Annotated in this window: 20 protein-coding genes; 15 read left to right on the plus strand and 5 right to left on the minus strand. The window is 59.4% G+C overall.

Features of this window, described 5'->3' with window-relative positions; genetic code table 11:
- A partial coding sequence (locus ACQKEN_RS23465) for a GTP-binding protein (protein ID WP_427689214.1) occupies positions 1 to 1138 on the minus strand: 1138 nt, incomplete at its 3' end.
- A 140-nt stretch (positions 1139 to 1278) separates the two neighbouring features.
- Entirely contained in the window at positions 1279 to 2733 is a 1455-nt protein-coding gene (gene thiI / locus ACQKEN_RS23470) for a tRNA uracil 4-sulfurtransferase ThiI (RefSeq protein ID WP_427689215.1), read from the minus strand.
- A 332-nt stretch (positions 2734 to 3065) separates the two neighbouring features.
- Between thiI and glnA the strand changes: the two genes are divergently transcribed.
- The 9 genes from glnA (at position 3066) to ACQKEN_RS23515 (ending at position 11870) form a co-directional block, all read left to right on the plus strand.
- Positions 3066 to 4472 carry a glutamate--ammonia ligase gene (gene glnA / locus ACQKEN_RS23475; RefSeq protein ID WP_037018763.1) on the plus strand — a complete coding sequence of 469 codons (1407 nt, stop codon included), beginning with the start codon at positions 3066 to 3068 and terminating at the stop codon, positions 4470 to 4472.
- Positions 4473 to 4639: 167 nt separating this feature from the next.
- Positions 4640 to 5089 (plus strand): cupin domain-containing protein, encoded by a 450-nt coding sequence (locus ACQKEN_RS23480; protein WP_427689216.1) that lies wholly within the window; start codon positions 4640 to 4642, stop codon positions 5087 to 5089.
- A 29-nt stretch (positions 5090 to 5118) separates the two neighbouring features.
- Positions 5119 to 5685, plus strand: a complete 567-nt coding sequence (locus ACQKEN_RS23485; RefSeq protein WP_427689217.1) for a chorismate mutase — start codon at positions 5119 to 5121, stop codon at positions 5683 to 5685.
- 128 nt (positions 5686 to 5813) lie between these two features.
- Positions 5814 to 6344, plus strand: a complete 531-nt coding sequence (locus ACQKEN_RS23490; protein ID WP_427689218.1) for a DUF4124 domain-containing protein — start codon at positions 5814 to 5816, stop codon at positions 6342 to 6344.
- Complete coding sequence (locus tag ACQKEN_RS23495) at positions 6328 to 6972, plus strand: DUF4124 domain-containing protein (protein WP_427689219.1); 645 nt, start codon at positions 6328 to 6330, stop codon at positions 6970 to 6972. Before ACQKEN_RS23490 ends, ACQKEN_RS23495 begins: the two co-directional genes overlap by 17 nt.
- 302 nt (positions 6973 to 7274) lie before the next feature.
- Positions 7275 to 8360 carry a nitrogen regulation protein NR(II) gene (gene glnL, locus ACQKEN_RS23500; protein ID WP_074890143.1) on the plus strand — a complete coding sequence of 362 codons (1086 nt, stop codon included), beginning with the start codon at positions 7275 to 7277 and terminating at the stop codon, positions 8358 to 8360.
- Complete coding sequence (gene ntrC / locus ACQKEN_RS23505; protein ID WP_133775642.1) at positions 8357 to 9793, plus strand: nitrogen regulation protein NR(I); 1437 nt, start codon at positions 8357 to 8359, stop codon at positions 9791 to 9793. Before glnL ends, ntrC begins: the two co-directional genes overlap by 4 nt.
- Positions 9794 to 9888: 95 nt before the next feature.
- Positions 9889 to 11664 carry an amidase gene (locus ACQKEN_RS23510; protein WP_427689220.1) on the plus strand — a complete coding sequence of 592 codons (1776 nt, stop codon included), beginning with the start codon at positions 9889 to 9891 and terminating at the stop codon, positions 11662 to 11664.
- Positions 11655 to 11870 carry a hypothetical protein gene (locus ACQKEN_RS23515; RefSeq protein WP_427689221.1) on the plus strand — a complete coding sequence of 72 codons (216 nt, stop codon included), beginning with the start codon at positions 11655 to 11657 and terminating at the stop codon, positions 11868 to 11870. The genes ACQKEN_RS23510 and ACQKEN_RS23515 overlap by 10 nt, the downstream gene beginning before the upstream one ends.
- Here ACQKEN_RS23515 and mgrA read toward each other — a convergent pair.
- Positions 11836 to 12873, minus strand: a complete 1038-nt coding sequence (gene mgrA / locus ACQKEN_RS23520; RefSeq protein ID WP_108121007.1) for an L-glyceraldehyde 3-phosphate reductase — start codon at positions 12871 to 12873, stop codon at positions 11836 to 11838. The genes ACQKEN_RS23515 and mgrA overlap by 35 nt on opposite strands.
- 239 nt (positions 12874 to 13112) lie before the next feature.
- Between mgrA and ACQKEN_RS23525 the strand changes: the two genes are divergently transcribed.
- Positions 13113 to 13865, plus strand: a complete 753-nt coding sequence (locus tag ACQKEN_RS23525; protein ID WP_427689222.1) for an SDR family oxidoreductase — start codon at positions 13113 to 13115, stop codon at positions 13863 to 13865.
- A 112-nt stretch (positions 13866 to 13977) separates the two neighbouring features.
- Here ACQKEN_RS23525 and betT read toward each other — a convergent pair whose 3' ends face one another.
- Both betT and epsC read right to left on the minus strand, forming a co-directional pair.
- On the minus strand, positions 13978 to 15933 hold the full coding sequence (gene betT / locus ACQKEN_RS23530; protein ID WP_427689223.1) for a choline transporter BetT: 1956 nt from the start codon (positions 15931 to 15933) through the stop codon (positions 13978 to 13980).
- Positions 15934 to 16341: 408 nt separating this feature from the next.
- Positions 16342 to 17286 carry a serine O-acetyltransferase EpsC gene (epsC, locus tag ACQKEN_RS23535; RefSeq protein ID WP_427689236.1) on the minus strand — a complete coding sequence of 315 codons (945 nt, stop codon included), beginning with the start codon at positions 17284 to 17286 and terminating at the stop codon, positions 16342 to 16344.
- Between the two features lie 215 nt (positions 17287 to 17501).
- Here epsC and ACQKEN_RS23540 point away from each other — a divergent pair, with 215 nt between their 5' ends.
- The 5 genes from ACQKEN_RS23540 (at position 17502) to ACQKEN_RS23560 (ending at position 22252) form a co-directional block, all read left to right on the plus strand.
- Positions 17502 to 18503, plus strand: a complete 1002-nt coding sequence (locus ACQKEN_RS23540) for a D-cysteine desulfhydrase (RefSeq protein WP_427689224.1) — start codon at positions 17502 to 17504, stop codon at positions 18501 to 18503.
- Between the two features lie 230 nt (positions 18504 to 18733).
- Positions 18734 to 19531 (plus strand): cystine ABC transporter substrate-binding protein, encoded by a 798-nt coding sequence (tcyJ, locus tag ACQKEN_RS23545; RefSeq protein ID WP_427689225.1) that lies wholly within the window; start codon positions 18734 to 18736, stop codon positions 19529 to 19531.
- Positions 19528 to 20196, plus strand: a complete 669-nt coding sequence (tcyL, locus tag ACQKEN_RS23550) for a cystine ABC transporter permease (protein WP_133775647.1) — start codon at positions 19528 to 19530, stop codon at positions 20194 to 20196. Before tcyJ ends, tcyL begins: the two co-directional genes overlap by 4 nt.
- A 3-nt stretch (positions 20197 to 20199) precedes the next feature.
- On the plus strand, positions 20200 to 20943 hold the full coding sequence (gene tcyN, locus ACQKEN_RS23555; RefSeq protein WP_133775648.1) for an L-cystine ABC transporter ATP-binding protein TcyN: 744 nt from the start codon (positions 20200 to 20202) through the stop codon (positions 20941 to 20943).
- 574 nt (positions 20944 to 21517) lie between these two features.
- On the plus strand, positions 21518 to 22252 hold the full coding sequence (locus ACQKEN_RS23560) for a hypothetical protein (protein WP_427689226.1): 735 nt from the start codon (positions 21518 to 21520) through the stop codon (positions 22250 to 22252).
- Positions 22253 to 22434 lie beyond the last annotated feature (182 nt).

Here is a 22434-nt window from a genome sequence, read left to right on the forward strand (position 1 = left end):
GGTATTGGGGCACGGTCGCAACCTGCGGTCTGGCCCAAGGCATGGACTTTCCGGCATCGGTGGCACCCTTCATTCTGCGCGGCGTGACCCTCGCCTCAACGCGCAGAGCAACGTTGTACAGCAGCTCTTTGTCCAGACGTTCCTTGATGTTACGGGAGGTCACGAACTTGCCTTCTTTACCGCAGAACGGCGAGTCGTTGACCTGGAAGGTCATCGAAACGGTCGGTTCGTCAACGGTCAGCGGCTTCATCGCTTCAACAGCGTCCGGGTGGCACAGCGTGTCGGAGATGAACAGCGAGTCCATACCGCTGATGCAGACGATGTCGCCGGCAGCAGCTTCTTCGACGTCGATGCGGTGCAGACCGTGGTGACCCATCAGCTTCAGGATACGGCCGTTGCGGCGCTTGCCGTCAGCACCGATCGCGACAACCGGGGTGTTCGGCTTGACGCGACCACGAGCGATACGGCCAACACCGATGACGCCCAGGAAGCTGTTGTAGTCCAGTGCCGAGATCTGCATCTGGAACGGACCGTCACGGTCGACCTTAGGCGCAGGGACGTTGTCGACGATCGACTGGTACAGCGGGGTCATGTCTTCAGCCATGTCGGTGTGATCCAGACCGGCAATGCCGTTCAGGGCCGAGGCGTAGACGACTTTGAAGTCCAGCTGTTCTTCGGTGGCACCCAGGTTGTCGAACAGGTCGAAGATCTGGTCCAGAACCCAGTCCGGACGCGCGCCTGGACGGTCAACCTTGTTAATGCAGACGATCGGACGCAGGCCGGCTTCGAACGCCTTCTTGGTCACAAAACGGGTTTGCGGCATAGGGCCGTCTTGAGCGTCGACCAGCAGCAGAACGGAGTCAACCATCGACATCACGCGCTCTACTTCACCACCGAAGTCGGCGTGACCCGGGGTGTCAACGATGTTGATGTGGTAGCCATTCCAGTTGATCGCGGTGTTCTTCGCGAGAATGGTGATACCGCGCTCTTTTTCCTGGTCGTTGGAGTCCATCACGCGCTCGTCGTTGAGCTCGTTGCGCTCAAGGGTGCCGGACTGGCGCAGAAGCTTGTCGACGAGGGTGGTTTTACCGTGGTCAACGTGAGCAATGATGGCGATGTTGCGTAGATTTTCGATCACTTGTGTATCTCGATCAGAGGATTCGGTCAGCTGTCTGATTGTAGGCAGCTATGAACGGTGGAGCCGGCGAAAGCCGTTACGGCTGACGACTGGTGTCGGGGGGCCGGTGACGCAAGCCACAGGCAAACAGCCCCGGGCACTTAGCTCGGTCGATAAACGCGCACATTGGCATGCCCCTCACTGAGCAGATGATGAGCATGCAGGCGACTCATGACGCCTTTGTCGCAATAGAGCAGGTACTGGCGCGTGTCATCCAGTTCCTTGAAACGGCTGTTCAATGCAAAGAACGGCAGCGTTTGTACTTCAACGCCAGCCAGCGCCAGCGGACGGTCTTCAGCGTCATCCGGGTGACGGATGTCGATGATGACTTGCCCTGCCAGCGCCTGACTGACTTCTTCAATCTGAATGTCCTGGCCCAATTCCTCGATCACGCGATCGATCGGTACCAGACGAGCGTTTTCGAGCGCTCGCTCGAGCACGGCCATGTCGAACGATTTTTCTTCGTGCTCGACCCGGTTGCGCTTGGCGGCGGTCTTCGGATTCACCGAAATCACACCGCAGTATTCGGGCATGTGCCGGGCAAAATCGCCGGTGCCGATCTGATCGGCCAGGTCGATGATGTCCTGCTTGTGACTGGCGATCAGCGGTCGCAGGACCAGCTTCTCTGTTACGCAATCGATGACCGACAGGTTGGGCAGCGTCTGGCTGGACACCTGGGAAATCGCCTCGCCGGTGACCAGCGCGTCGATTTCCAGCCGGTCGGCAATGTTCGTCGCGGCGCGCAACATCATACGCTTCAATACTACGCCCATATGACTGTTATCGACTTTTCCGAGAATTTCTCCCAGAACTTCCTCGAACGGTACGCTGACGAAGAGCACCCGCTGGGAGCTGCCGTACTTCTTCCAGATGAAGTGCGCGACTTCCATCACGCCCAGCTCGTGGGCACGTCCGCCCAGATTGAAGAAGCAGAAATGGCTCATCAGGCCACGACGCATGATCTGGTACGCCGCCACGGTGGAGTCAAAGCCACCGGACATCAGGATCAGGGTCTGTTCAAGCGAACCCAGCGGATAACCGCCCATGCCGTTGTGCTGGCTGTGGATCACGAACAGGCGCTGGTCCCGAATCTCGATTCTGACTTCGACTTCCGGGGCCTTGAGCGAGATGCCGGCGGCGCTGCACTCACGGCGCAGCTTGCTGCCGACGTACTTCTCGACGTCCATGGAGCTGAAGTCATGATGACCGGCACGCTTGCAGCGCACGCCGAATATCTTGCCGGGAATTGCATCGCCGAAGTGCAGCTTGCACTTCTCGTAGATATCTTCCATGTCGCCCAGCGGGTACTGGTCGACCTGCAGAAAGTGCGTGATGCCGGGCATGCAGCTGAGCCGCTCGGTCATCTCGCGCAGGACTTTGGCATCCTCGACCCTGGTTTCGACCTCAAGGTTGTCCCACACGCCATCCACCACCAACGCCGGGTCCAGATCGCGGAGCACCGTGCGGATGTTCTTGGCCAGCTGTTTGATGAAGCGCTTGCGCACAGGCCGGCTTTTGATAGTGATTTCTGGGAAGACTTTGACGATTAATTTCATGAAAACAGCGCGCTAGGTCCCGGTCGAAAAAGGGGGGCGCGGATTATAGCGGAAATTGCTCAAGGTTTAACCAGTTATCGTACGGCCAATCGTCTACGCACCAAAACGGCCCTGTATACAATTACTTAGCACCATAAGGGTGCGCCTGTTTTCGAATATGCGACGTTTAACGCGCTTAAAGGCAAGTATTCCCGTGGGAAACCCAACACAGGGCACTGGCATGCAAATTGCTCCCTTGTGAGGCAGGTTGCCTTGGTCGAGTATCGCGCCCGGCATCACCCAAATTGAAGGGCCAACCACTACTCAGGCCCTAATCCACCCCGGAGGACAACATGTCGAAGTCGGTTCAACTCATCAAAGATCATGACGTTAAGTGGATTGATCTGCGCTTCACGGACACCAAAGGCACTCAGCACCACGTGACCATGCCGGCCCGCGATGCGCTGGAAGACGACTTCTTCGAAGTCGGCAAAATGTTCGACGGTTCCTCCATCTCGGGCTGGAAAGGCATCGAAGCCTCCGACATGATCCTGCTGCCGGACGACGAAACCGCCGTCCTGGATCCGTTCACCGAAGAGCCTACCCTGATCCTGGTGTGCGACATCATCGAACCTTCGACCATGCAAGGTTACGATCGCGACCCACGTGCCATCGCTCACCGCGCCGAGGAATACCTGAAGTCGACCGGCATCGGTGACACTGTATTCGCCGGCCCTGAGCCAGAATTCTTCATCTTCGACGAAGTGAAATTCAAGTCCGACATCTCCGGCTCCATGTTCAAGATCTACTCCGAACAAGGTTCGTGGATGTCCGACGCTGACATCGAAGGCGGTAACAAGGGTCACCGTCCAGGCATCAAAGGCGGCTACTTCCCGGTTCCACCGTTCGACCACGACCACGAAATCCGCACCGCAATGTGCAACGCCCTGGAAGAAATGGGCCAGGTCGTCGAAGTTCACCACCACGAAGTGGCAACCGCTGGCCAGAACGAAATCGGTGTGAAATTCAACACGCTGGTTAAAAAGGCTGACGAAGTTCAGACCCTGAAGTACGTCGTGCACAACGTTGCCGACGCTTACGGCCGCACCGCTACCTTCATGCCAAAGCCTCTGTACGGCGATAACGGTTCAGGTATGCACGTTCACATGTCCATCTCCAAAGATGGCAAGAACACCTTCGCAGGCGAAGGTTATGCCGGCCTGTCCGACACCGCTCTGTACTTCATCGGCGGCATCATCAAGCACGGCAAGGCGCTAAACGGCTTCACCAACCCGGCAACCAACTCCTACAAGCGTCTGGTTCCAGGTTTCGAAGCGCCGGTCATGCTGGCCTACTCGGCTCGCAACCGTTCGGCGTCGATCCGTATTCCTTACGTCAACAGCCCTAAAGGCCGTCGTATCGAAGCACGTTTCCCGGACCCGGCGGCCAACCCGTACCTGGCGTTCGCTGCATTGTTGATGGCTGGCCTGGACGGCATCCAGAACAAGATCCACCCTGGCGATGCTGCTGACAAAAACCTGTATGACCTGCCGCCTGAAGAGGCGAAAGAGATCCCACAAGTTTGCGGCAGCCTGAAAGAAGCCCTGGAAGAGCTGGATAAAGGTCGTGCGTTCCTGACCAAAGGCGGCGTATTCAGCGACGACTTCATCGACGCTTACATCGCTTTGAAATCCGAAGAAGAAATCAAAGTGCGCACCTTCGTACACCCACTGGAATACGAGCTGTACTACAGCTGCTGATCCAGTCGCGCCGGCGAAAGCTGCGTGAACGAGAGGCCTCCTTCGGGAGGCCTTTTTCGTTATTGAGCTCCCCTGATTCAGTCGCTATAAATATGTACCGCAGATGGGAATGACGCTTCCGGCAACCTTGTGTTTTCTGCTTTTCAACAAGCACAAGGATTTCGCTCATGCTGAACATTCCCGTCACTTGCGTGCTGCTGGCGATGATTGCCCTAGGCGGATGCGCCACCGCCCAACCGCCCAGTTCCGTTCCGGCCTCAACGGTCGAATCCACCGTTTTGCTCAAAAGCTCAAGGTCCTGGGATGGAACGGCCTATGACGCTTACCCCGTCGGCAAGCCTGAGCTGACTGTCCTCAACATCAAGATCCCCGCCAACACCGCACTCAATTGGCACGAGCACCCAATGCCCAATGCGGCCTATGTCCTGTCCGGTAATCTCACGGTTGAAACCCGCGAAGGCGGCAAATCGATTCTGCTCAAGCCAGGCGATGTGCTGCCTGAAATGGTCAACAGGGAGCATCGAGGCCTGACGGGGAACACCGCAGTGGAACTCGTCGTTTTTTACGCCGGGACCCCGGGAATGCCACTTTCTACGCGCCAAAGTGTTAAACAGTGATCGCTCGGTCATACGTGAGGACATAACTAATGCTTAAACAGCTCCAACTCGCTGCCCTGGCCTGCGGCCTGGTGTCGACCGGCCTTCACGCGGCGCCTGCTCAGCAGCCGCCTGTGCAACTTCAGCCGCTTATTGCGGCCATGGAGCATAGGCTGGAAATCGCCAACGACGTAGCACACAGCAAATGGCACAGCGGCAAGCCGGTGCAGGACAGTGAGCGCGAGCGCCTGGTAATTCAGAATGCCGAGTCACGGGCAGGCGAATTCAAGCTGGCCGCCGACGACGTACGCGATTTCATGACCGCCCAGATGGAAGCCAACAAGATGGTGCAGTACGCGCGCATCGAGCAGTGGCGTGAAACCGGTCACTCCCCGGAGAAGCCGGAATCCAGTCTCACTGATGGCATTCGGGGTCGGCTGGACACGCTGCTGCCGGTGCTGATGCAAAGTTACTCGGCGTTTCAGCCTTACCGCAGCGATGCCAACTGCCCAGGGTGGGTGCAGTCGGAAATCCAGCGACAGGCAAGTGATCCTGTCATCGTGACCGCGCTGCAACGGGCGGCAGGCGACCTCTGCCGGATCAGGGCAGGCCAGTGAGCAGGCGCCGCAGATCCGTTTCTCAACTGACACCGTCGATCAGTATTCCTCTATGCTGACCCTGTGCCGCGCCATGCATTGAGCGCGGCACCATTGTGGGTTGTCCTGATCGCTGCATTGGAGTGTTCATGCGTCAATGTCTCGCCCTTCTGTTGCTGGTGTTTGCACTGCCTGCTGCCGCGCAGATCTACAAATACACCGATGCCTCCGGGAACACGGCGTACAGCAATCAGCCGCCGAGCGGCACCAAAGCCGAAACCGTCGAGTTGCCGCCACTCAACACCGTCGACACTGTAGTGCCCGCCGCACCGCCGCCACTCCCCGCGTCGCAGAACCAGAACCAGAACCAGCGAAGCGCCGCTGCCTATCAGGTGCTGGCGCTGAAAGACCTGCCTCAGGACGAAGCCCTTCGTGCCAATAACGGCTCGTTCACCGTTGGCGTCGCCATTGAGCCCCGTTTACAGCCCGGGCATTTGCTGCAGTTGATTGTGGACGGCGCGCCCTACGGACAGCCCACCAATATTCCGCGACTGCAGGTGATGGAGCTTGAACGGGGGGAGCACAGCTTTTCGGTTCAAGTGCTGGAAAACCAGCGTTCAATCCAGCAAAGCGAGACGGTCAACCTGACAGTGCAGCGAGTCCATGTCGGCCGGCCTTAAATACTTCTGCCAGTTGGCCGTTGCTCTGTGCCTGCTGTTCAGCGTGAGCCAGACCGCTTTGGCCCAGGTGTATACCTACATCGACGCGAACGGGAATCGGGTCTTTACCGATCAACCTCACCGCAATGCGAAGAAGGTCGACATTGCGCCGACCAACCGGGTCGACCAGCCTACCAAAGCACCCACCAGGGCATCCAAAGCGAAGCCAGCGGCCAGCCCCATCTTTCATTATCAGTTGCTGCGCATTCTGGCGCCGGAGCCTGACAGCACGATTCGCGACATTGAGGGCAACCTGAACGTCACCGTCAGCAATGAGCCCGAGTTGCAGCCAGACCATCTGTACCGGTTACTGCTCGACAGCAAGCCCTATGGCGAGCCGACGCGCAGTCCGGTCTTTCCGCTGACGAACATCGACCGCGGCACTCACCAGCTGTCCGTGGAGATCATTGATCAATACGGCCGAGTGCTGGAACGAACCCCCAATCAGCCTTTTCACCTGATACGCATCTCTCTGGCCCAGAAGCGACTCGCACAGCCGTGCAAAAGCGATGAGTACGGCGTGCGCCCCGAATGCCCCCTCAAGGACAAGCCGGAAGAAGAATCAAGCTTCTTTCCGTTTTTCCGCTAACCCGTGCGCGACAGGCTATGCTTCATTGTGGTGCGCAACCTGAACGAGGTTTCGCCTTAAAAGCCCATTTTGGTTCGGCATTCAGGATTCCATGCACTGTCGCCGGGCCTGTCGTCCAAAAAATGCTCGCAATTCCTCAATCCGCGCTTCTTTTCGGAGCCTTGGTTTGGTTTTTGCATTTTGTAATGAATGCGCGAGCACATCACACGTTTCAGCGGGTTCCACACGCTGGCAAAGACCAATCAGCGCCTGCACTCACGGCCCAGCCGTTTGCATAGAGCCAAAAGAGGTCACCGGGATTCATGACTATCAGCGATGCGTTGCATCGGTTGTTACTCGACAACCTGACCACTGCCACGATTCTGCTCAACTCGGATCTGCGCCTCGAGTACATGAATCCTGCCGCCGAAATGCTGCTGGCCATCAGCGGTCAGCGCAGCCACGGACAGTTCATCAGCGAGCTGTTCACCGAATCTGCCGAGGCGCTCAGCTCGCTTCGTCAGGCCGTCGAACAGGCCCATCCGTTTACCAAGCGAGAGGCCATGCTGACCGCACTCACCGGCCAGACGCTGACGGTGGATTACGCCGTCACCCCGATACTTTCCCAAGCCGAGACCATGCTGCTGCTGGAGGTCCATCCCCGTGATCGCTTGCTGCGGATCACCAAGGAAGAGGCTCAGCTGTCCAAGCAGGAAACCACCAAGATGCTGGTGCGTGGCCTGGCCCATGAAATCAAGAACCCTCTCGGCGGGATTCGCGGCGCCGCACAGTTGCTGGCACGCGAGCTACCGGAGGAGAGTCTCAAGGACTACACCAACGTCATCATCGAAGAGGCCGACCGTCTGCGTAATCTGGTCGACCGCATGCTGGGCTCCAACAAGTTGCCGATGCTGGCGATGACCAACGTGCATGAAGTGCTGGAGCGTGTGTGCAGTCTGGTGGAAGCCGAAAGTCAGGGATGCATCACCATCGTGCGCGACTACGATCCGAGCATTCCCGATGTGCTGATCGACCGCGAGCAGATGATTCAGGCGGTGCTCAATATCGTGCGCAATGCCATGCAGGCCATCAGCAGCCAGAACGAGCTGCGTCTGGGCCGCATCAGCCTGCGCACGCGCGCCATGCGCCAGTTCACCATCGGCCACGTGCGCCATCGTCTGGTCAGCAAGATCGAAATCATCGACAACGGCCCCGGCATTCCGCCGGAGCTGCAAGAAACCATTTTTTATCCCATGGTCAGCGGCCGCCCGGATGGCACCGGGCTGGGCCTTGCCATTACCCAGAACATCATCAGTCAGCACCAGGGGCTGATCGAGTGTGATAGCCATCCTGGCCATACAACATTCTCGATCTTCCTGCCGCTGGAACAAGGAGCAGCGTCGACATGAGCCGTAGTGAAACTGTCTGGATCGTCGATGACGACCGTTCCATCCGCTGGGTACTGGAGAAAGCCCTGCAGCAAGAGGGCATGACCACGCAGAGCTTCGACAGCGCCGATGGCGTGATGAGCCGACTGGCCCGCCAGCAACCGGACGTGATCATTTCCGATATCCGCATGCCTGGCGCGAGCGGCCTGGACTTGCTGGCGCGCATTCGCGAACAGCACCCGCGCCTGCCGGTCATCATCATGACTGCCCATTCGGACCTCGACAGCGCCGTGGCTTCCTATCAGGGGGGTGCCTTCGAGTACCTGCCCAAGCCGTTCGACGTGGACGAAGCCGTTTCGCTGGTCAAACGCGCCAATCAGCACGCTCAGGAGCAACAAGGCCTGGCCGTTCCTCCAGCCCTGACCCGTACCCCGGAAATCATCGGCGAAGCGCCGGCGATGCAGGAGGTGTTTCGCGCCATCGGCCGCTTGAGTCACTCCAATATCACCGTGCTGATCAACGGCGAGTCCGGGACCGGTAAAGAGCTGGTTGCCCACGCCCTGCACCGCCACAGCCCGCGTTCGGCGTCGCCGTTCATTGCGCTGAACATGGCGGCGATTCCGAAAGACTTGATGGAGTCCGAGCTGTTCGGCCATGAAAAAGGCGCGTTCACTGGCGCGGCAAACCTGCGCCGCGGGCGTTTTGAGCAGGCGGACGGCGGCACCCTGTTTCTCGATGAGATCGGCGACATGCCGGCCGACACCCAGACCCGACTGCTGCGCGTGCTGGCCGATGGCGAGTTCTACCGGGTGGGCGGCCACGTGCCGGTCAAAGTCGACGTGCGCATCATTGCGGCAACCCACCAGAATCTGGAAACGCTGGTCCAGGCCGGCAAGTTCCGCGAAGACTTGTTTCACCGCCTGAACGTCATCCGCATTCACATCCCGCGCATGTCCGACCGTCGCGAGGACATCCCGACGCTGGCACGCCACTTCCTCAGCCGCGCCGCACAGGAACTGGCGGTTGAGCCCAAGCTGCTGAAGGCGGAAACCGAGGAATACCTCAAGCACCTGCCGTGGCCGGGCAACGTCCGTCAGTTGGAAAACACCTGCCGCTGGATCACCGTGATGGCGTCAGGTCGCGAAGTGCATGTCAGCGATCTGCCGCCCGAACTGCTGAGCCTGCCGCAAGACGCGGCCCCGGTGACCAACTGGGAACAAGCGCTGCGCCAATGGGCCGATCAAGCGCTGGCACGCGGCCAATCCAGCCTGCTGGACAGCGCTGTGCCGACGTTCGAACGCATCATGATCGAGACCGCGCTCAAGCACACCGCCGGCCGTCGACGCGACGCCGCCGTACTGCTGGGCTGGGGCCGCAACACCTTGACTCGCAAGATCAAGGAATTGGGCATGAAGATCGATGGCGGGGATGATGACGAGGGCGATGAGGGCTGATTGCACTGTCATTTGTGACAGTTTACGCAAGGACTGCCAGCTGGTTAGCTCCTTTGACTTCGCCCGCGAGTGCCAAGTCAATGGAGCTGACAGTCATGCCTATCGCACCCTCCACTCCCCTCCTGGACGCCGCCCTTAACGCCCGACTTCTGGCATCGCTTCCACCGGTTGACGCCATCAAGCGTCGCGCCCGGATAGTCGATTACGACATCGTCGAGATGGCGGTCTTGTTCCGCACCGCAGAATTGACGTCCCTGTCAGTGACCAACGCATACCTGGACCGCATCCTTCTGTTGAACGGCACGTTCGAAACCTACGATGAGAACGGAGGTTACAACGCGTTTGTGCGGATCGATGCCGAGCAGGCCCTTGAACAAGCTCGGCTTGCCGACATCTGGTTGAGCGATCCGGCTGACCTCCGTGGTCCCGCGCCGCCGCTGTGCGGAATTCCAATGGGGGTCAAGGATTCAATTGGCATCGAAGGGCGCGAGAGTAAAAACGGCACACAGTCGCTCAGCGAAAATTTCGCACTCAAGGACGCGACCTGTGTCGCCAGGCTACGCGCTCAAGGCGCCGTACTGATCGGACATAACACCTGTTCCGCATGGTCGGGGGACATCAACGGCACGTTCGCCGGAAACGCCTGGGACCCGGCTCGTGTCTGCGGTGGTTCAAGCCAGGGATCGGGGGTCGCGCCAGTTGCGAGACTCATCGCGGCCTCGCTCGGCGAGGAAACCGGCGGCTCGCTTATCTTTCCCCTCGCGGCCAATGGTGCCAGCGGTATCAAGCCTTCCCTGGGTCTGGTGTCCGTCGCAGGTCTCATGCCGTTGCGCAACGGCATTGATGTCGTCGGCCCGTCAGCGCGCTCGATACGAGATGCTTCGCTGGTCCTGTCTGTTATCTCCGGCATCGATCAGCTTAACGATCCTCAAACGCTGGCCGCTCCGATTCCATTGCCCGAACTGCCGATCAAGGCGCGCGCAACAGCGTTGCCCCTGGGTGGGCTTACCATCGGCGTTCCGCAAACAGACTGGATGATGCCCGACGTCACAGTTGCGCCTGCTCAAAACTACGATAGCGACTACCGCGAAGCATTCGACCGATTCAAGGAACAATTGCGCAGTCTGGGCGCAACCGTCGTCGACTTTCCGGGCCTCGATCCGTCGCTAGCCTCAAACGCCCCATTTCTTTATCCGACGCTTTTGGGCGAAGTCATGAACAGTGAGGGGCAGCTGGAGCCCATCATTCCGATCACGGCCGTCGTTCACAGTAACGGTGTGGAGACGGAGCACTCCCAGGCGATCCAGACATTCGCGAACAGTCGCCCGGATGCCGTGCGCGATGAAATCCTGCGCCATTACGGGCTGTTCGATGAGGTGGCGGCAGGTGGAATCACGGTGGCGATGCGCACCGCTGGCGAAATGCGCCGGCGTCAGGAGCAAATCCTGATGCAGCAGGCGATCGATACGGCGGGCGTGGATTTCATGATGGTCATGCCGCTGGGTTCACACGTGGGAGCGCGTTTTGAGGGCGAAAAAATCGGGCTTGGAGCCTACCGCTTCCATTATGAGATACCCAATGCGCACGGATGGCCGATGCTGAGTTTTCCGATTGGGTACGGCAGCACGGGTGTAGACATGCCGCTGCCCATCAACGCCGCGTTCTGGGGCCCTCGGTTTTGCGAGGCAATGATTATTCAAGCCGCGATCGATTATCAGCAACGCTTCCCTGAATATCACAATGCCGCCCCGCCTGACCCTGTGTTTGGATCACGAACAAAACGTCCTGAGCACATTCCCCGCGTGCGGCCGGTCACGCCCGATACTTCAACCGATCCTGTGTCTAGAGTGAGGAGCCGGCCATGGCATTGACCCTTCCCACGCCATTTTTCCGGATCGAGTGGATGCCGGCGACCAACTCAGGCTTGTTGCCCGCATCTTCCGGGCAACCGCCGCCCCCCTTCATGTCCGTGCAATGGCGGGCAAGAGAGGGAACAGCGTATTACCCCTTCGTGCAAAACGAAGAGGTGGTCAACGGCTTGCCTATTCCGCCGAAGACGGCTTCTCCCAAAGATTGATCCCGCCTTCCACCGCAAACCGGTCGATCTCGGCCAGTTCTTCCTGACTGAACTCAAGATTGTCGAGGGCGCCAACGTTCTCGATGATCTGCTCCGGACGGCTTGCACCGATCAGCGCAGAGGTGACGCGTGGGTCGCGCAGCGTCCAGGCCAGTGCCATCTGCGCCAGGCTCTGGCCGCGACGCTTGGCAATCTCGTTGAGCGCACGCACGTGCTCGATGTTCTGATCCGACAAATGCGCCGCCTGTAGCGAGCCGCCACCGGGACGGTTGACCCGTGCATCTTTAGGAATGCCATTCAGGTATTTGTCCGACAGCAGCCCTTGAGCCAGCGCGGTGAAGGCGATGACGCCCGAGCCGAGTTCTTCGGTGGTGTCCAGCAGGTCTTTTTCAACCCAGCGATTGAGCAGGTTATACGCCGGCTGATGAATCAGCAGAGGTACTTTCCACTCTTTCAGCAGACCTGCGATTTCCCGGGTTTTGGCGCCCGAATACGACGAAATCCCGATATACAGCGCTTTGCCCTGCTGCACAGCGGTGGCCAGTGCACTCGCGGTTTCTTCCAGCGGGGTGTCCGGGTCGAAGCGGTGGGAATAGAAAATATCGACGTAGTCCAGACCCATGCGCTGCAGGCTCTGGTCGAGGCTGGCGAGCACGTACTTGCGCGATCCACCGCCCTGACCGTAAGGCCCCGGCCACATGTCCCAGCCGGCTTTGCTGGAAATGATCAGCTCGTCGCGGTACTGCTTGAAGTCTTCTTTAAGCAGGCGGCCGAAGTTGATCTCGGCACTGCCGTAGGGCGGGCCATAGTTGTTGGCGAGGTCGAAGTGGTTGATACCCAGATCGAAGGCCGTGCGCAGCATCGCGCGCTGGGTGTCGATTGGCGTGCTGTCGCCGAAGTTGTGCCACAGCCCCATGGAGAGTGCTGGCAACACCAGGCCGCTGCGGCCAACGCGACGATAGGGAATGCGTTCATAACGGTTTTCGGCAGCGATGTAAGTCATCCGATCCTCTCTTTCTTGTTTGGAAGTCAGGTCACAAAACGAACCTTCGAGATTACTCGGATTTCTCTGCGACGAGGGGGTTCAAACGAGTTGATGGATGCCGGGCCTCAGCGCTGATACGCAGCAATTGGCATCCTATTGTTCGCTTCGACCGAACAACGAAGGCATTTTTGGGGCGTTTATCGCCGCGCCCAGGCGTGTGAAGCTGCATTCACTTTCAAATGAATCGGAGACTCACCATGACGCAGTCAACTCCACACATTTCCCGCCCTGTCGCCATCGTCACCGGCGCCTCCCGTGGTATCGGCGCGCAAATCGCCAGGCGACTGAGCCGTGACGGTTTCGCAGTGGTCGTGAACTACGCCAGCAGCGCGGCGGAGGCGGACGCCCTCGTTGCGCAGCTCGATGCCGATGGCGGTCAGGCCATCGCAATCAAGGCTGATATTGCCAAGGCCGACGAAGTCCGTGCGCTGTTCGAGCAAACGGAAGCGCAGTTGGGCAAGGTGGATGTGCTGGTCAATAACGCGGGCGTCATGAAGGCGTTGCCGCTGGCAGACACCAGTGATGAGCAGTTCGATCAGGCGTTCAATATCAATACCCGAGGCACCTTCAACACCTTGCGCGAAGCCGGCGCGCGGATGAAAGACGGCGGCCGCATCATCAACTTCTCTACAACAGCGCTGGCGCTGAACCTTCCGGGCTACGCGATCTATAACGCGACCAAGGCGGCGGTCGAGGCCTTCACCCATGTGTTTGCCAAGGAGCTGCGTGGACGGAATATCACCGTCAATGCGGTTGCGCCGGGACCGGTGGCAACCGAGCTGTTCCTGCATGGCAAAAGCGAAGAGCAAATCCAGCACTTCGCCAACATGCCGCCGTTGCAGCGCCTTGGGCAGCCGGAAGATATCGCCAGCGTCGTGTCCTTCCTTGCCGGCCCGGATTCAGGCTGGGTGAACGGTCAGGTGCTGCGAGCCAATGGTGGCTTGGCGTAAAAAACCAGGCTGTAGAAACGCGCGTGCCCGCGAAGATTTCGTGGCAGCCCCCGGTCAGGGGGACCGACACGACGCCGTCGCGGGCACCCGTGCTCCTGCCAAACAATCAGCCTCAACGCACCAGGTGCAGGAACTGCATATGGCGCTCGTACTGGTCGAGGATGTCGTTGATAACCTGTTCCTTGGTGTAGCCCACCAGGTCGTAGTCCTGACTGCCCTCGCTCAAGTGAACTTCGGCGCGGTAGTAACGGCGGTTGTTCAGCTGTTTGGAGCCCATGCCGCCCCGTGCGAATGAAGGCGTGAAGTAGCCACGCATGGTCACCTGGTACACGAACGGACGTTCTTCACCGTGGCCGATTTCCAGGCCCACCGTGTCATTGGCCGGGTCCGGCTGAGTCACGACGGTCAGGCCCTTCTCGACGAACACTGCCGTCACTTCTTCAATCGCCGGGCGCACGGTCTGATCGAGGAAGCGGTAAACCTCATCACGGGACGGGAATGCCACCGCCTGGGTCAGACGCTGGCGCCAGCCACCGCGCCGGGCGCCGGAGACCGGTGCCAGCGAATAGAGCTGCGCAATCTTGCGCTGGGATTCCATGTAGAACGCCTTGTGCAGCCCCCACATCATCAGCAGCAGAATCAGCGAGAACGGCAACGAGGTCAGCACCACCGCAGACTTCAGCGCATCAATGCTCCCCGAGAACAGCAAGCCGCTGGTGATCAGCGCCGTCATCACGCCCCAGAAAACGCGCAGCCATTTAGGGCCGTCTTCGTCCGGGCTGCCGCCTTTGGCGGACAGCGTCGACAGCACCACGGTGCCGGAGTCAGCCGAGGTCACGAAGAACACAAAGCTGATGAACACCGTCACGGCAATGACCGTTCGGCTCCACGGGTAGGTTTGCAGCATCAGGTACAGGGTCATCGAAGGATCATCGATGGCCGACTGGCCCAACGCAGCCATGCCGTGGTTCAGCACGAGGTCGATTGCACTGTTACCAAAGATCGACATCCAGGCCAGGGTGAAGCCCAACGGGATCAACAGCACGCCGCAGACGAATTCACGAATGGTGCGACCACGGGAGATGCGCGCGATGAACAGGCCCACGAACGGCGACCAGGCAATCCACCACGCCCAATAGAACACAGTCCAGCCGCCCAGCCAGTCACTAGGGCCGTCGTACGCGTAGACGTCGAAGCTCTTGACCGGCAGTGCGCCGAGGTAATCACCGATGTTCTGCACCAGGGTATTGAGCAGATGCTGCGTGGGCCCGGCGAACAACACGAACAGCAGCAGCGCGCAGGCCAGCAGCATGTTGATATCGGACATGACGCGCACGCCTTTGTCGACGCCCGCAATGGCCACCAGGATTGCCGCGCCCATCATCAGGGTGATCAAACCCACCTGAATCCATTGGGTGTGCGGCACGTTGAACAGGTAGTCCAGCCCGGAATTCAGGTGCAGTACGCCAAAGCCCATGTCGGCGCCGAGGCCGAAGATGGTGGCGATAATGCCGAAGCCGTCGACCGCATAGCCGATCGGGCCGTTGATGCGCTTGCCGATCAGCGGATACAGCGCTGAACGCAATGCCAGAGGCAGGTTATGGCGATACGCGAAGTAGGCCAGCGCCATGCCTACGAACGCGAACACGCCCCAGCCGTGCAGGCCCCAATGCAGAAACAGCAGCTGCATGGCCTGACGTGCCGACTGTGTAGTCCCGCCCTCGCCCTGCGGCGGCTGCAGCATATGGGTCAGCGGTTCCGACACACAGAAGAAGAACAGGGTGATGCTGATCCCGGCAGCGAACAGCATGCCGGCCCAGGACAGATAACTGAACTCGGGTTCGTCGTGGTCAGCGCCCAGCTTGATCTTGCCGTAGCCTGAAATCGCGGTGACCACCACGAACAGCAGATACAGGGTCATGGCCAGCATGTAGTACCAACCGACGGTGTTGGCGGCCCAGTTCTGCGCGGCGAGCAACCAGGCGCCCGAGGCTTCCGGAAAGGCGACGACGACCAGTCCGAAGATCAGGATGAAGCTGGCGGCAAAGTAGAAAACAGGGCCGTTCATGCGAACGGGCGAGCTACTTGGAGCGCTCGAATTATTCATATGAATACCGCCGCGCGGGCAAGGGGATCGATCATGCAACGTGTATGCGGCAAAGGTAGGCCTCCTGAGATCAGCGGGCAGCGAACCACCGGTTTAACTTGATTGAACGTTCAATTAAAACACGAAAAGACGGCTGGAGACTAATGCACAGTGGCGTGACGCTCTCTCAGGCGAGGGTAGGACGGACGACGAAAGCCTTTCGTTCCGTGGGTTCGGGAGGGTTTTTAAAGCGCTGAATAAATTGCGGAGTGACACACGCCGCCTTCCCGGCTAAAGCCGGTCCTACACGATGTACGCGATCGATTAGTGGGACCGGCTTCAGCCGGGAAGAGGCCAGCGTGCGCAGCCCGAAATTTGCGATATGACGGGCTACTTCGGACAGCCGTCCTCGTGCTGCAGACTCGCCTGATTGACGTTGCTGCCCGCCGGGACGCCGCGCGTGAGCCACACGTTGCCGCCGATGGTCGAGCCCTTGCCGATGGTGATGCGCCCCAGAATCGTGGCACCGGCATAGATCACCACGTCGTCTTCGACGATCGGGTGACGGGCATGGCCCTTGAGCAATTGCCCGTCTTCATCGGAAGGGAAGCGTTTGGCGCCCAGCGTGACGGCCTGATAAATGCGAACGCGCTCGCCGATGATGGCGGTCTCGCCAATCACCACGCCTGTCCCGTGATCAATGAAGAAGCTCGGGCCGATCTGCGCGCCAGGGTGGATGTCGATGCCGGTTGCAGAATGTGCCAGTTCGGCGCTGATGCGTGCCAGCAGGGGCAAGCCGTTGTGATACAGGTGATGGGCCAGACGGTGGTGAATCACCGCCAGAATGCCCGGGTAGCACAGCAACACCTCATCGACACTGCGCGCGGCGGGGTCGCCGTGATACGCCGCCAGCACGTCGGTGTCGAGGATGCGGCGAATGGTCGGCAGCGCGCTGGCGAAATCCTGAATCAGCCGTTCCGCATGCACATCCGCGCAGCTGGCATCCTCGCCTTTCTGTCGCGCGGCGTAGCGCAGTTCAAGCCGCGCCTGGTCGAGCAACGAGTTCAACGCCACGTCGAGGGTATGGCCGACGTAGAAGTCCTCGCTTTCTTCGCGCAGGTCCACCGGCCCCAGCCGCATCGGAAACAGCGCGCCGCACAGCGCATCGAGAATGTCGCGCATGGCCTCGCGTGAAGGCAGCTCGCGGCCGCCCTTCTCGCCGCTGATCCGGCCGTTGCTGGTACGCCAGTCATCACGCGCGGCGCGCAATTCGCCCACAATCCGCTGCAATTGCCAGTGGCCGGTCACGCCCTCGGCGCAGGATTCCGGGGACAGGTCGGGAATAGTGCTCACGCAGATTTCTCCTCAATTCAACGGCGAGTCAGGCTGTAACGGCCGAAGTGGAATCACTCTACGACATCCATTCGCGGCAAAAAAATAACTATTTTTGTGGGGCTTCTGCTCAGGGGACGAAGGACTGCGGGCGGTTGCCCTGTGGGAAACGTCTGCCTATAGTCCTGCGACTCAATTGCAGACCTGTCGACGCCGCCATGATCAAACAACAGCTTGCCCGTTTTAATCGTCTGGAATTGCTCGGCGGTCCGACGCCCTTTGAAAAGCTCGAACGCCTTTCGACCTGGGCCGGCCGCGACATTTACGTGAAACGCGACGACATCACGCCGCTGGCCATGGGCGGCAACAAGCTGCGCAAGCTGGAATACCTCGCGGCCGATGCCCTGGCTCAAGGGTGCGACACCCTGATCACCGCGGGCGCCATTCAGTCCAACCATGTGCGCCAAACCGCTGCCCTCGCCGCCCGCCTTGGCCTGGGCTGTGTCGCCCTGCTGGAAAACCCGATTGCAACCGACGACAGCAATTACCTGGGCAACGGCAATCGCCTGCTGCTGGACTTGTTCGACACCAAGGTCGAGCTGGTCGAGAACCTCGACAATGCCGACGACCAATTGCAAGCCCTGGCCAGCCGACTGCGTATGAGCGGCAAGAAGCCCTACCTGGTACCGATCGGCGGATCGAACGCCCTCGGCGCACTGGGTTATGTACAGGCCGGTTTTGAATTGGCCGAGCAGCTCAAGCAAAGCGGCCTGTCATTCGCAGCCGTCGTGCTCGCGTCGGGCAGTGCCGGCACTCACAGCGGCCTGGCACTTGCGCTGGCTGAAGAGCTGCCCGAGCTGCCGGTGATTGGCGTGACCGTGTCGCGACCGGAAGAAACCCAGGCACCCAAGGTTCAGCGCCTGGCCGAGCAAACCGTCGAGCTGCTGGGCGAATCATTGCCGGCCGCGTTCAAGGTGCAGCTGTGGGATGAATACTTCGGCCCGCGGTACGGCGAGCCAAATGCCGGCACGTTGGCGGCGATCCGGCTGGTGGCCAGTCATGAAGGGCTGCTGCTGGACCCGGTCTACACCGGCAAAGCCATGGCCGGGCTGCTCGACGGCATCGGCCGGCAGCGTTTCGAAGACGGCCCGATCGTCTTTCTCCACACCGGCGGCGCACCTGCCTTGTTTGCGTATCAGGGCGTCTTTTCGGCGGGATAGAGGCTTCGTCACTCGCCCGCTCAAATGGTGATGCGGGCGCTATATTCTAAAAACTGATAAGCAATCCGCTTTTTATTATTTTTCATGCCTCGCTTCGGGTCTTATGATCGCCGCCAGCCGGCGCGCAGCACCACGCAGGCGACTGAAAAAGCTGGATAAACGAGTGATGCCAACGTAGCTTCGTCGGGTCTGATACTTGCCTGACATTCCAATTAAAACAGGGGTCTTTCATGAACATGTCTGCAATCCGCCGCACCTTTCTGTTGTCGGCCTTCAGCCTGGTGCTGGGCACCGGTCTCGTCAGCCAGGCTGTCGCTGGTGATCAACTGGCAACGATCAAGAAGAACGGAACCCTTAACGTCGGCCTGGAAGGCACTTATCCCCCGTTCAGCTTCGTGGGTGAGGACGGCAAGCTGACCGGTTTCGAAGTGGAGTTCTCTGAAGCGCTGGCCAAGGAACTGGGCGTCAAGGTCAAGCTGCAAGCCACGCCGTGGGCGGGCATTCTGGCCGCGCTGGAATCCAAGCGTCTGGATGTCGTGATCAACCAGGTCACCATCTCCGACGAGCGCAAGAAAAAGTACGACTTCTCCGAACCCTACACCGTGTCGGGCATTCAAGCATTGGTGCAAACCAAAGACGTGGGCGTGATCAAAACGGCTGCGGACCTGAAAGGCAAGAAAGTCGGTGTCGGCCTGGGCACCAACTACGAAGAGTGGCTGAAAGCCAACGTGCCTGATGCCATCGTCAAAACCTACGACGATGATCCGACCAAGTATCAGGACCTGCGCGTCGGCCGCATCGACGCCATCCTTGTCGACCGCCTTGCTGCACTGGAACTGGTCGCCAAGACCAAGGACAAGCTGGCCGTTTCCGGCGAACCGTTCTCCCGTCAGGAGTCCGGTGTCGCACTGCGCAAGGGCGAGCCTGAATTGCTGGACGCAATCAACAAGGCCATCGACAAGCTGCGCGCCGACGGCACCCTTGCCAAGCTGTCGGACAAGTACTTCAAGGCTGACGTGACCAAATGATCCCGGAGAGCCTTCAGCTCGCGCTGGACTCCGCGCCCTTTCTGCTCAAGGGCGCGTATTACACGGTGGGCTTGAGCCTGGGGTCGATGTTTTTCGGGTTGGTGCTGGGCTTCGGCCTGGCACTGATGCGTCTGTCGAAGATCTGGGTCATCAGTGCCGTCGCCAGGGTTTACGTGTCGTTCTTCCGTGGCACGCCGCTTCTCGTCCAGCTGTTCATGATCTATTACGGCTTGCCGGACCTGGGGATTGAACTGGATGCGATCACCGCAGCGCTGATCGGCCTGTCGCTGAACATGGCCGCGTATGCCTGCGAAATCCTTCGGGCCGCGATCGGTTCGGTGGACCGAGGGCAATGGGAAGCCGCTGCGAGCATCGGCATGACGCGCGCCCAGACCATGCGCCGCGCCATCCTGCCGCAAGCGGCACGCACCGCGTTGCCGCCACTGGGCAACAGCTTCATTTCGCTGGTGAAGGATACGGCGATGGCGGCCACCATTCAGGTGCCGGAAGTGTTCCGCCAGGCGCAACTGATCTCTTCGCGGACGCTGGAGATTTTCACCATGTATTTCACCGTAGCGGTGATTTACTGGGTGCTGTGCAGCATCCTGGCGCATTTTCAGAATCGCCTGGAAGCACGGGCCAACCGCCACGATGTGGAGTCCTGAAGCATGATCACGGTTGAAAAACTGACCAAGCAATTCAAGGGCAACGAAGTGCTCAAGGGCATTGACCTGAAGGTCGAGCCCGGCGAGGTGGTGGCGATCATCGGCCCCAGCGGGTCAGGTAAAACCACGCTGTTGCGCTGCCTGAACCTGCTGGAAGTGCCTACGAGCGGCAGCATTGTCGTGGGCGACATCAAAGTCGATTTGAGCCGCCCGCTGAGCCAGCAGCAGGGCCTGATCCGGCAGTTGCGCCAGCATGTCGGGTTCGTCTTCCAGAACTTCAATCTGTTCCCCCATCGCACGGCGCTGGAAAACGTCATCGAAGGCCCGACCGTGGTCAAGAAGATGCCCCGCGAGCAGGCCATCGAGCTGGGCCGCGCGCTGTTGGCCAAAGTCGGCCTTGCGGGTAAAGAGGACGCTTATCCGCGTCGTCTGTCCGGCGGCCAACAACAGCGCGTGGCGATTGCCCGTGCGCTGGCCATGGAGCCTGAAGTCATTCTGTTCGATGAACCGACATCGGCGCTCGATCCCGAGTTGGTAGGCGAGGTGCTCAATACGATTCACGCCCTGGCCCTGGAGAAACGCACGATGGTGATCGTGACCCACGAGATGAGCTTCGCGCGGGACGTCGCCAACCGGGTGATCTTCATCGACAAGGGCGTCATCGTTGAGCAGGGTGAAGCGAAAGAGCTGTTTGCCCATCCCAAAGAAGAACGCACAAGGCAGTTTCTTGAGCGCAGCAGAAATTAGTCCGACACGATATGTGTTCAAAACGGCGCCAACAGGCGCCGTTTTCTTAGCCGTTCATATTTAGAAAAGCCTTGATCCACTAAAAGTCCTACTGTTTCGACACCGGCTAATCGGCACCCATCTATCTATTTTTTCTATACGAGCGACGCTCACTCTCCCCGCTCCCCCGCAACGTTGATTGACCATTTCTGCGCCCGTAAATAACTGCCGCTGACACTTTTTCATGGGCTTGCTGGCCGTGGAATGTAGAGCGTTCGGCGGCTCGGGTAGGACCACAGTCGCAACTCCCTGCCCATAAGCAACGCTCGAGTGTAGGAATGTTCTGCATTTTCCTCACACAGACTTTAAACACTTAAATGCCGTTGACACAAACACCGCAACACAATTAGCTGAAATCGCTCAGCTGTTTACTTTCCTTCCCAAACAGCAACTCACTAATTGCCACCATTTGTAATGTTTGCCATGCCTGCGCATCCCGACGTGTACTAGTGCCAGTCGTTTCCACGTTGCAGTTGCGATGAACTAACCACCTGACTTGCCTTGATCCAGGCACACATTCGAAGAGTATTAAAAGATGATCCACACCCCTGTAATGACTCAGTCTTTCAAGTTGATGGCCCCGTATATTCCGCAGTCGAACAAGCACGGGATTGGCGCCCTGGCGGCGGCCGATCTGCAGGTACACATTGACCCCTGGCCAGAGATGGACTGCGGTGACTTGATCGAATTGTTTTGGGGAGGCTGTTATGCCGCGTCAAAACTTTTATCGGAGTCCGACATCGGGCATACATCCGTCCTACACGTACCTGAAAGTTTTCTTCGAAGCGGGAAAGTAAAAACCTATTATCGCGTCACTAAAATTGGCAGCGAACCCATCAAGTCTCCTGGTGCCAAGCTGTGGGTCAAACTGGAGACTCCAGGCGGTCAATTGGTCAGCGGCCAGGGGGATGAGAATCAAGGGCTGGCACCGGTGACGTTCGCCGAGTCGGTCATGCAGAACGGTTTGACTGCGCGCCACTTCCATGAGGGCGTTCAACTCACCCTCGACGCTTATCCCAACATGGATGCCTACGATGAGATCACCCTGCGCTGGGGCGACCTGCGTATGGACTTGCCAGCGCTCACCCAGAACGACGTTGGCCGGCCCATCGTGGTTGAAGTACCGGCAGAGTTGGTGCGCGAGGCCGGCGATGATCCCCATCTGGAGGTGAGCTACTGCGTGATTGACCGGGTCGGCAACAACTCGCGGTGGGCACCGGCAAGGCTGATCAAGGTATCGACCGACACGACCGATGAGACCGAAGCTTGATATCGGACCTGTCCAGGATGCTGTCGCGGCGCACCCTCTTCGCGCTGCGACACGTCTGCTCCTCGCCATCTGGCAACCGGCAACCGGCAACCGTGAACAATTCCACAGATCGGCAACGGAGAAGAAACCTCCCACATCATCTGCAACTGCGTCCTACAGCTTTCCCCCTCCCCGCGCGAAAA

It is taken from the genome of Pseudomonas sp. NPDC078416, assembly GCF_050268485.1.
Classification (GTDB): domain Bacteria; phylum Pseudomonadota; class Gammaproteobacteria; order Pseudomonadales; family Pseudomonadaceae; genus Aquipseudomonas.

Bases quoted from the DNA above. Each gene is read 5' to 3' on its own strand.
- ntrC (WP_133775642.1), top strand. From the start codon at position 8,357: ATGAGCCGTAGTGAAACTGTCTGGATCGTCGATGACGACCGTTCCATC.
- mgrA (WP_108121007.1), bottom strand. From the start codon at position 12,873: ATGACTTACATCGCTGCCGAAAACCGTTATGAACGCATTCCCTATCGT.
- tcyJ (WP_427689225.1), top strand. From the start codon at position 18,734: ATGAACATGTCTGCAATCCGCCGCACCTTTCTGTTGTCGGCCTTCAGC.
- glnA (WP_037018763.1), top strand. From the start codon at position 3,066: ATGTCGAAGTCGGTTCAACTCATCAAAGATCATGACGTTAAGTGGATT.
- ACQKEN_RS23560 (WP_427689226.1), top strand. From the start codon at position 21,518: ATGATCCACACCCCTGTAATGACTCAGTCTTTCAAGTTGATGGCCCCG.
- thiI (WP_427689215.1), bottom strand. From the start codon at position 2,733: ATGAAATTAATCGTCAAAGTCTTCCCAGAAATCACTATCAAAAGCCGG.
- betT (WP_427689223.1), bottom strand. From the start codon at position 15,933: ATGAACGGCCCTGTTTTCTACTTTGCCGCCAGCTTCATCCTGATCTTC.
- ACQKEN_RS23510 (WP_427689220.1), top strand. From the start codon at position 9,889: ATGCCTATCGCACCCTCCACTCCCCTCCTGGACGCCGCCCTTAACGCC.
- ACQKEN_RS23490 (WP_427689218.1), top strand. From the start codon at position 5,814: ATGCGTCAATGTCTCGCCCTTCTGTTGCTGGTGTTTGCACTGCCTGCT.
- ACQKEN_RS23480 (WP_427689216.1), top strand. From the start codon at position 4,640: ATGCTGAACATTCCCGTCACTTGCGTGCTGCTGGCGATGATTGCCCTA.
- tcyL (WP_133775647.1), top strand. From the start codon at position 19,528: ATGATCCCGGAGAGCCTTCAGCTCGCGCTGGACTCCGCGCCCTTTCTG.
- ACQKEN_RS23485 (WP_427689217.1), top strand. From the start codon at position 5,119: ATGCTTAAACAGCTCCAACTCGCTGCCCTGGCCTGCGGCCTGGTGTCG.
- ACQKEN_RS23525 (WP_427689222.1), top strand. From the start codon at position 13,113: ATGACGCAGTCAACTCCACACATTTCCCGCCCTGTCGCCATCGTCACC.
- tcyN (WP_133775648.1), top strand. From the start codon at position 20,200: ATGATCACGGTTGAAAAACTGACCAAGCAATTCAAGGGCAACGAAGTG.
- ACQKEN_RS23495 (WP_427689219.1), top strand. From the start codon at position 6,328: ATGTCGGCCGGCCTTAAATACTTCTGCCAGTTGGCCGTTGCTCTGTGC.
- ACQKEN_RS23515 (WP_427689221.1), top strand. From the start codon at position 11,655: ATGGCATTGACCCTTCCCACGCCATTTTTCCGGATCGAGTGGATGCCG.
- glnL (WP_074890143.1), top strand. From the start codon at position 7,275: ATGACTATCAGCGATGCGTTGCATCGGTTGTTACTCGACAACCTGACC.
- ACQKEN_RS23540 (WP_427689224.1), top strand. From the start codon at position 17,502: ATGATCAAACAACAGCTTGCCCGTTTTAATCGTCTGGAATTGCTCGGC.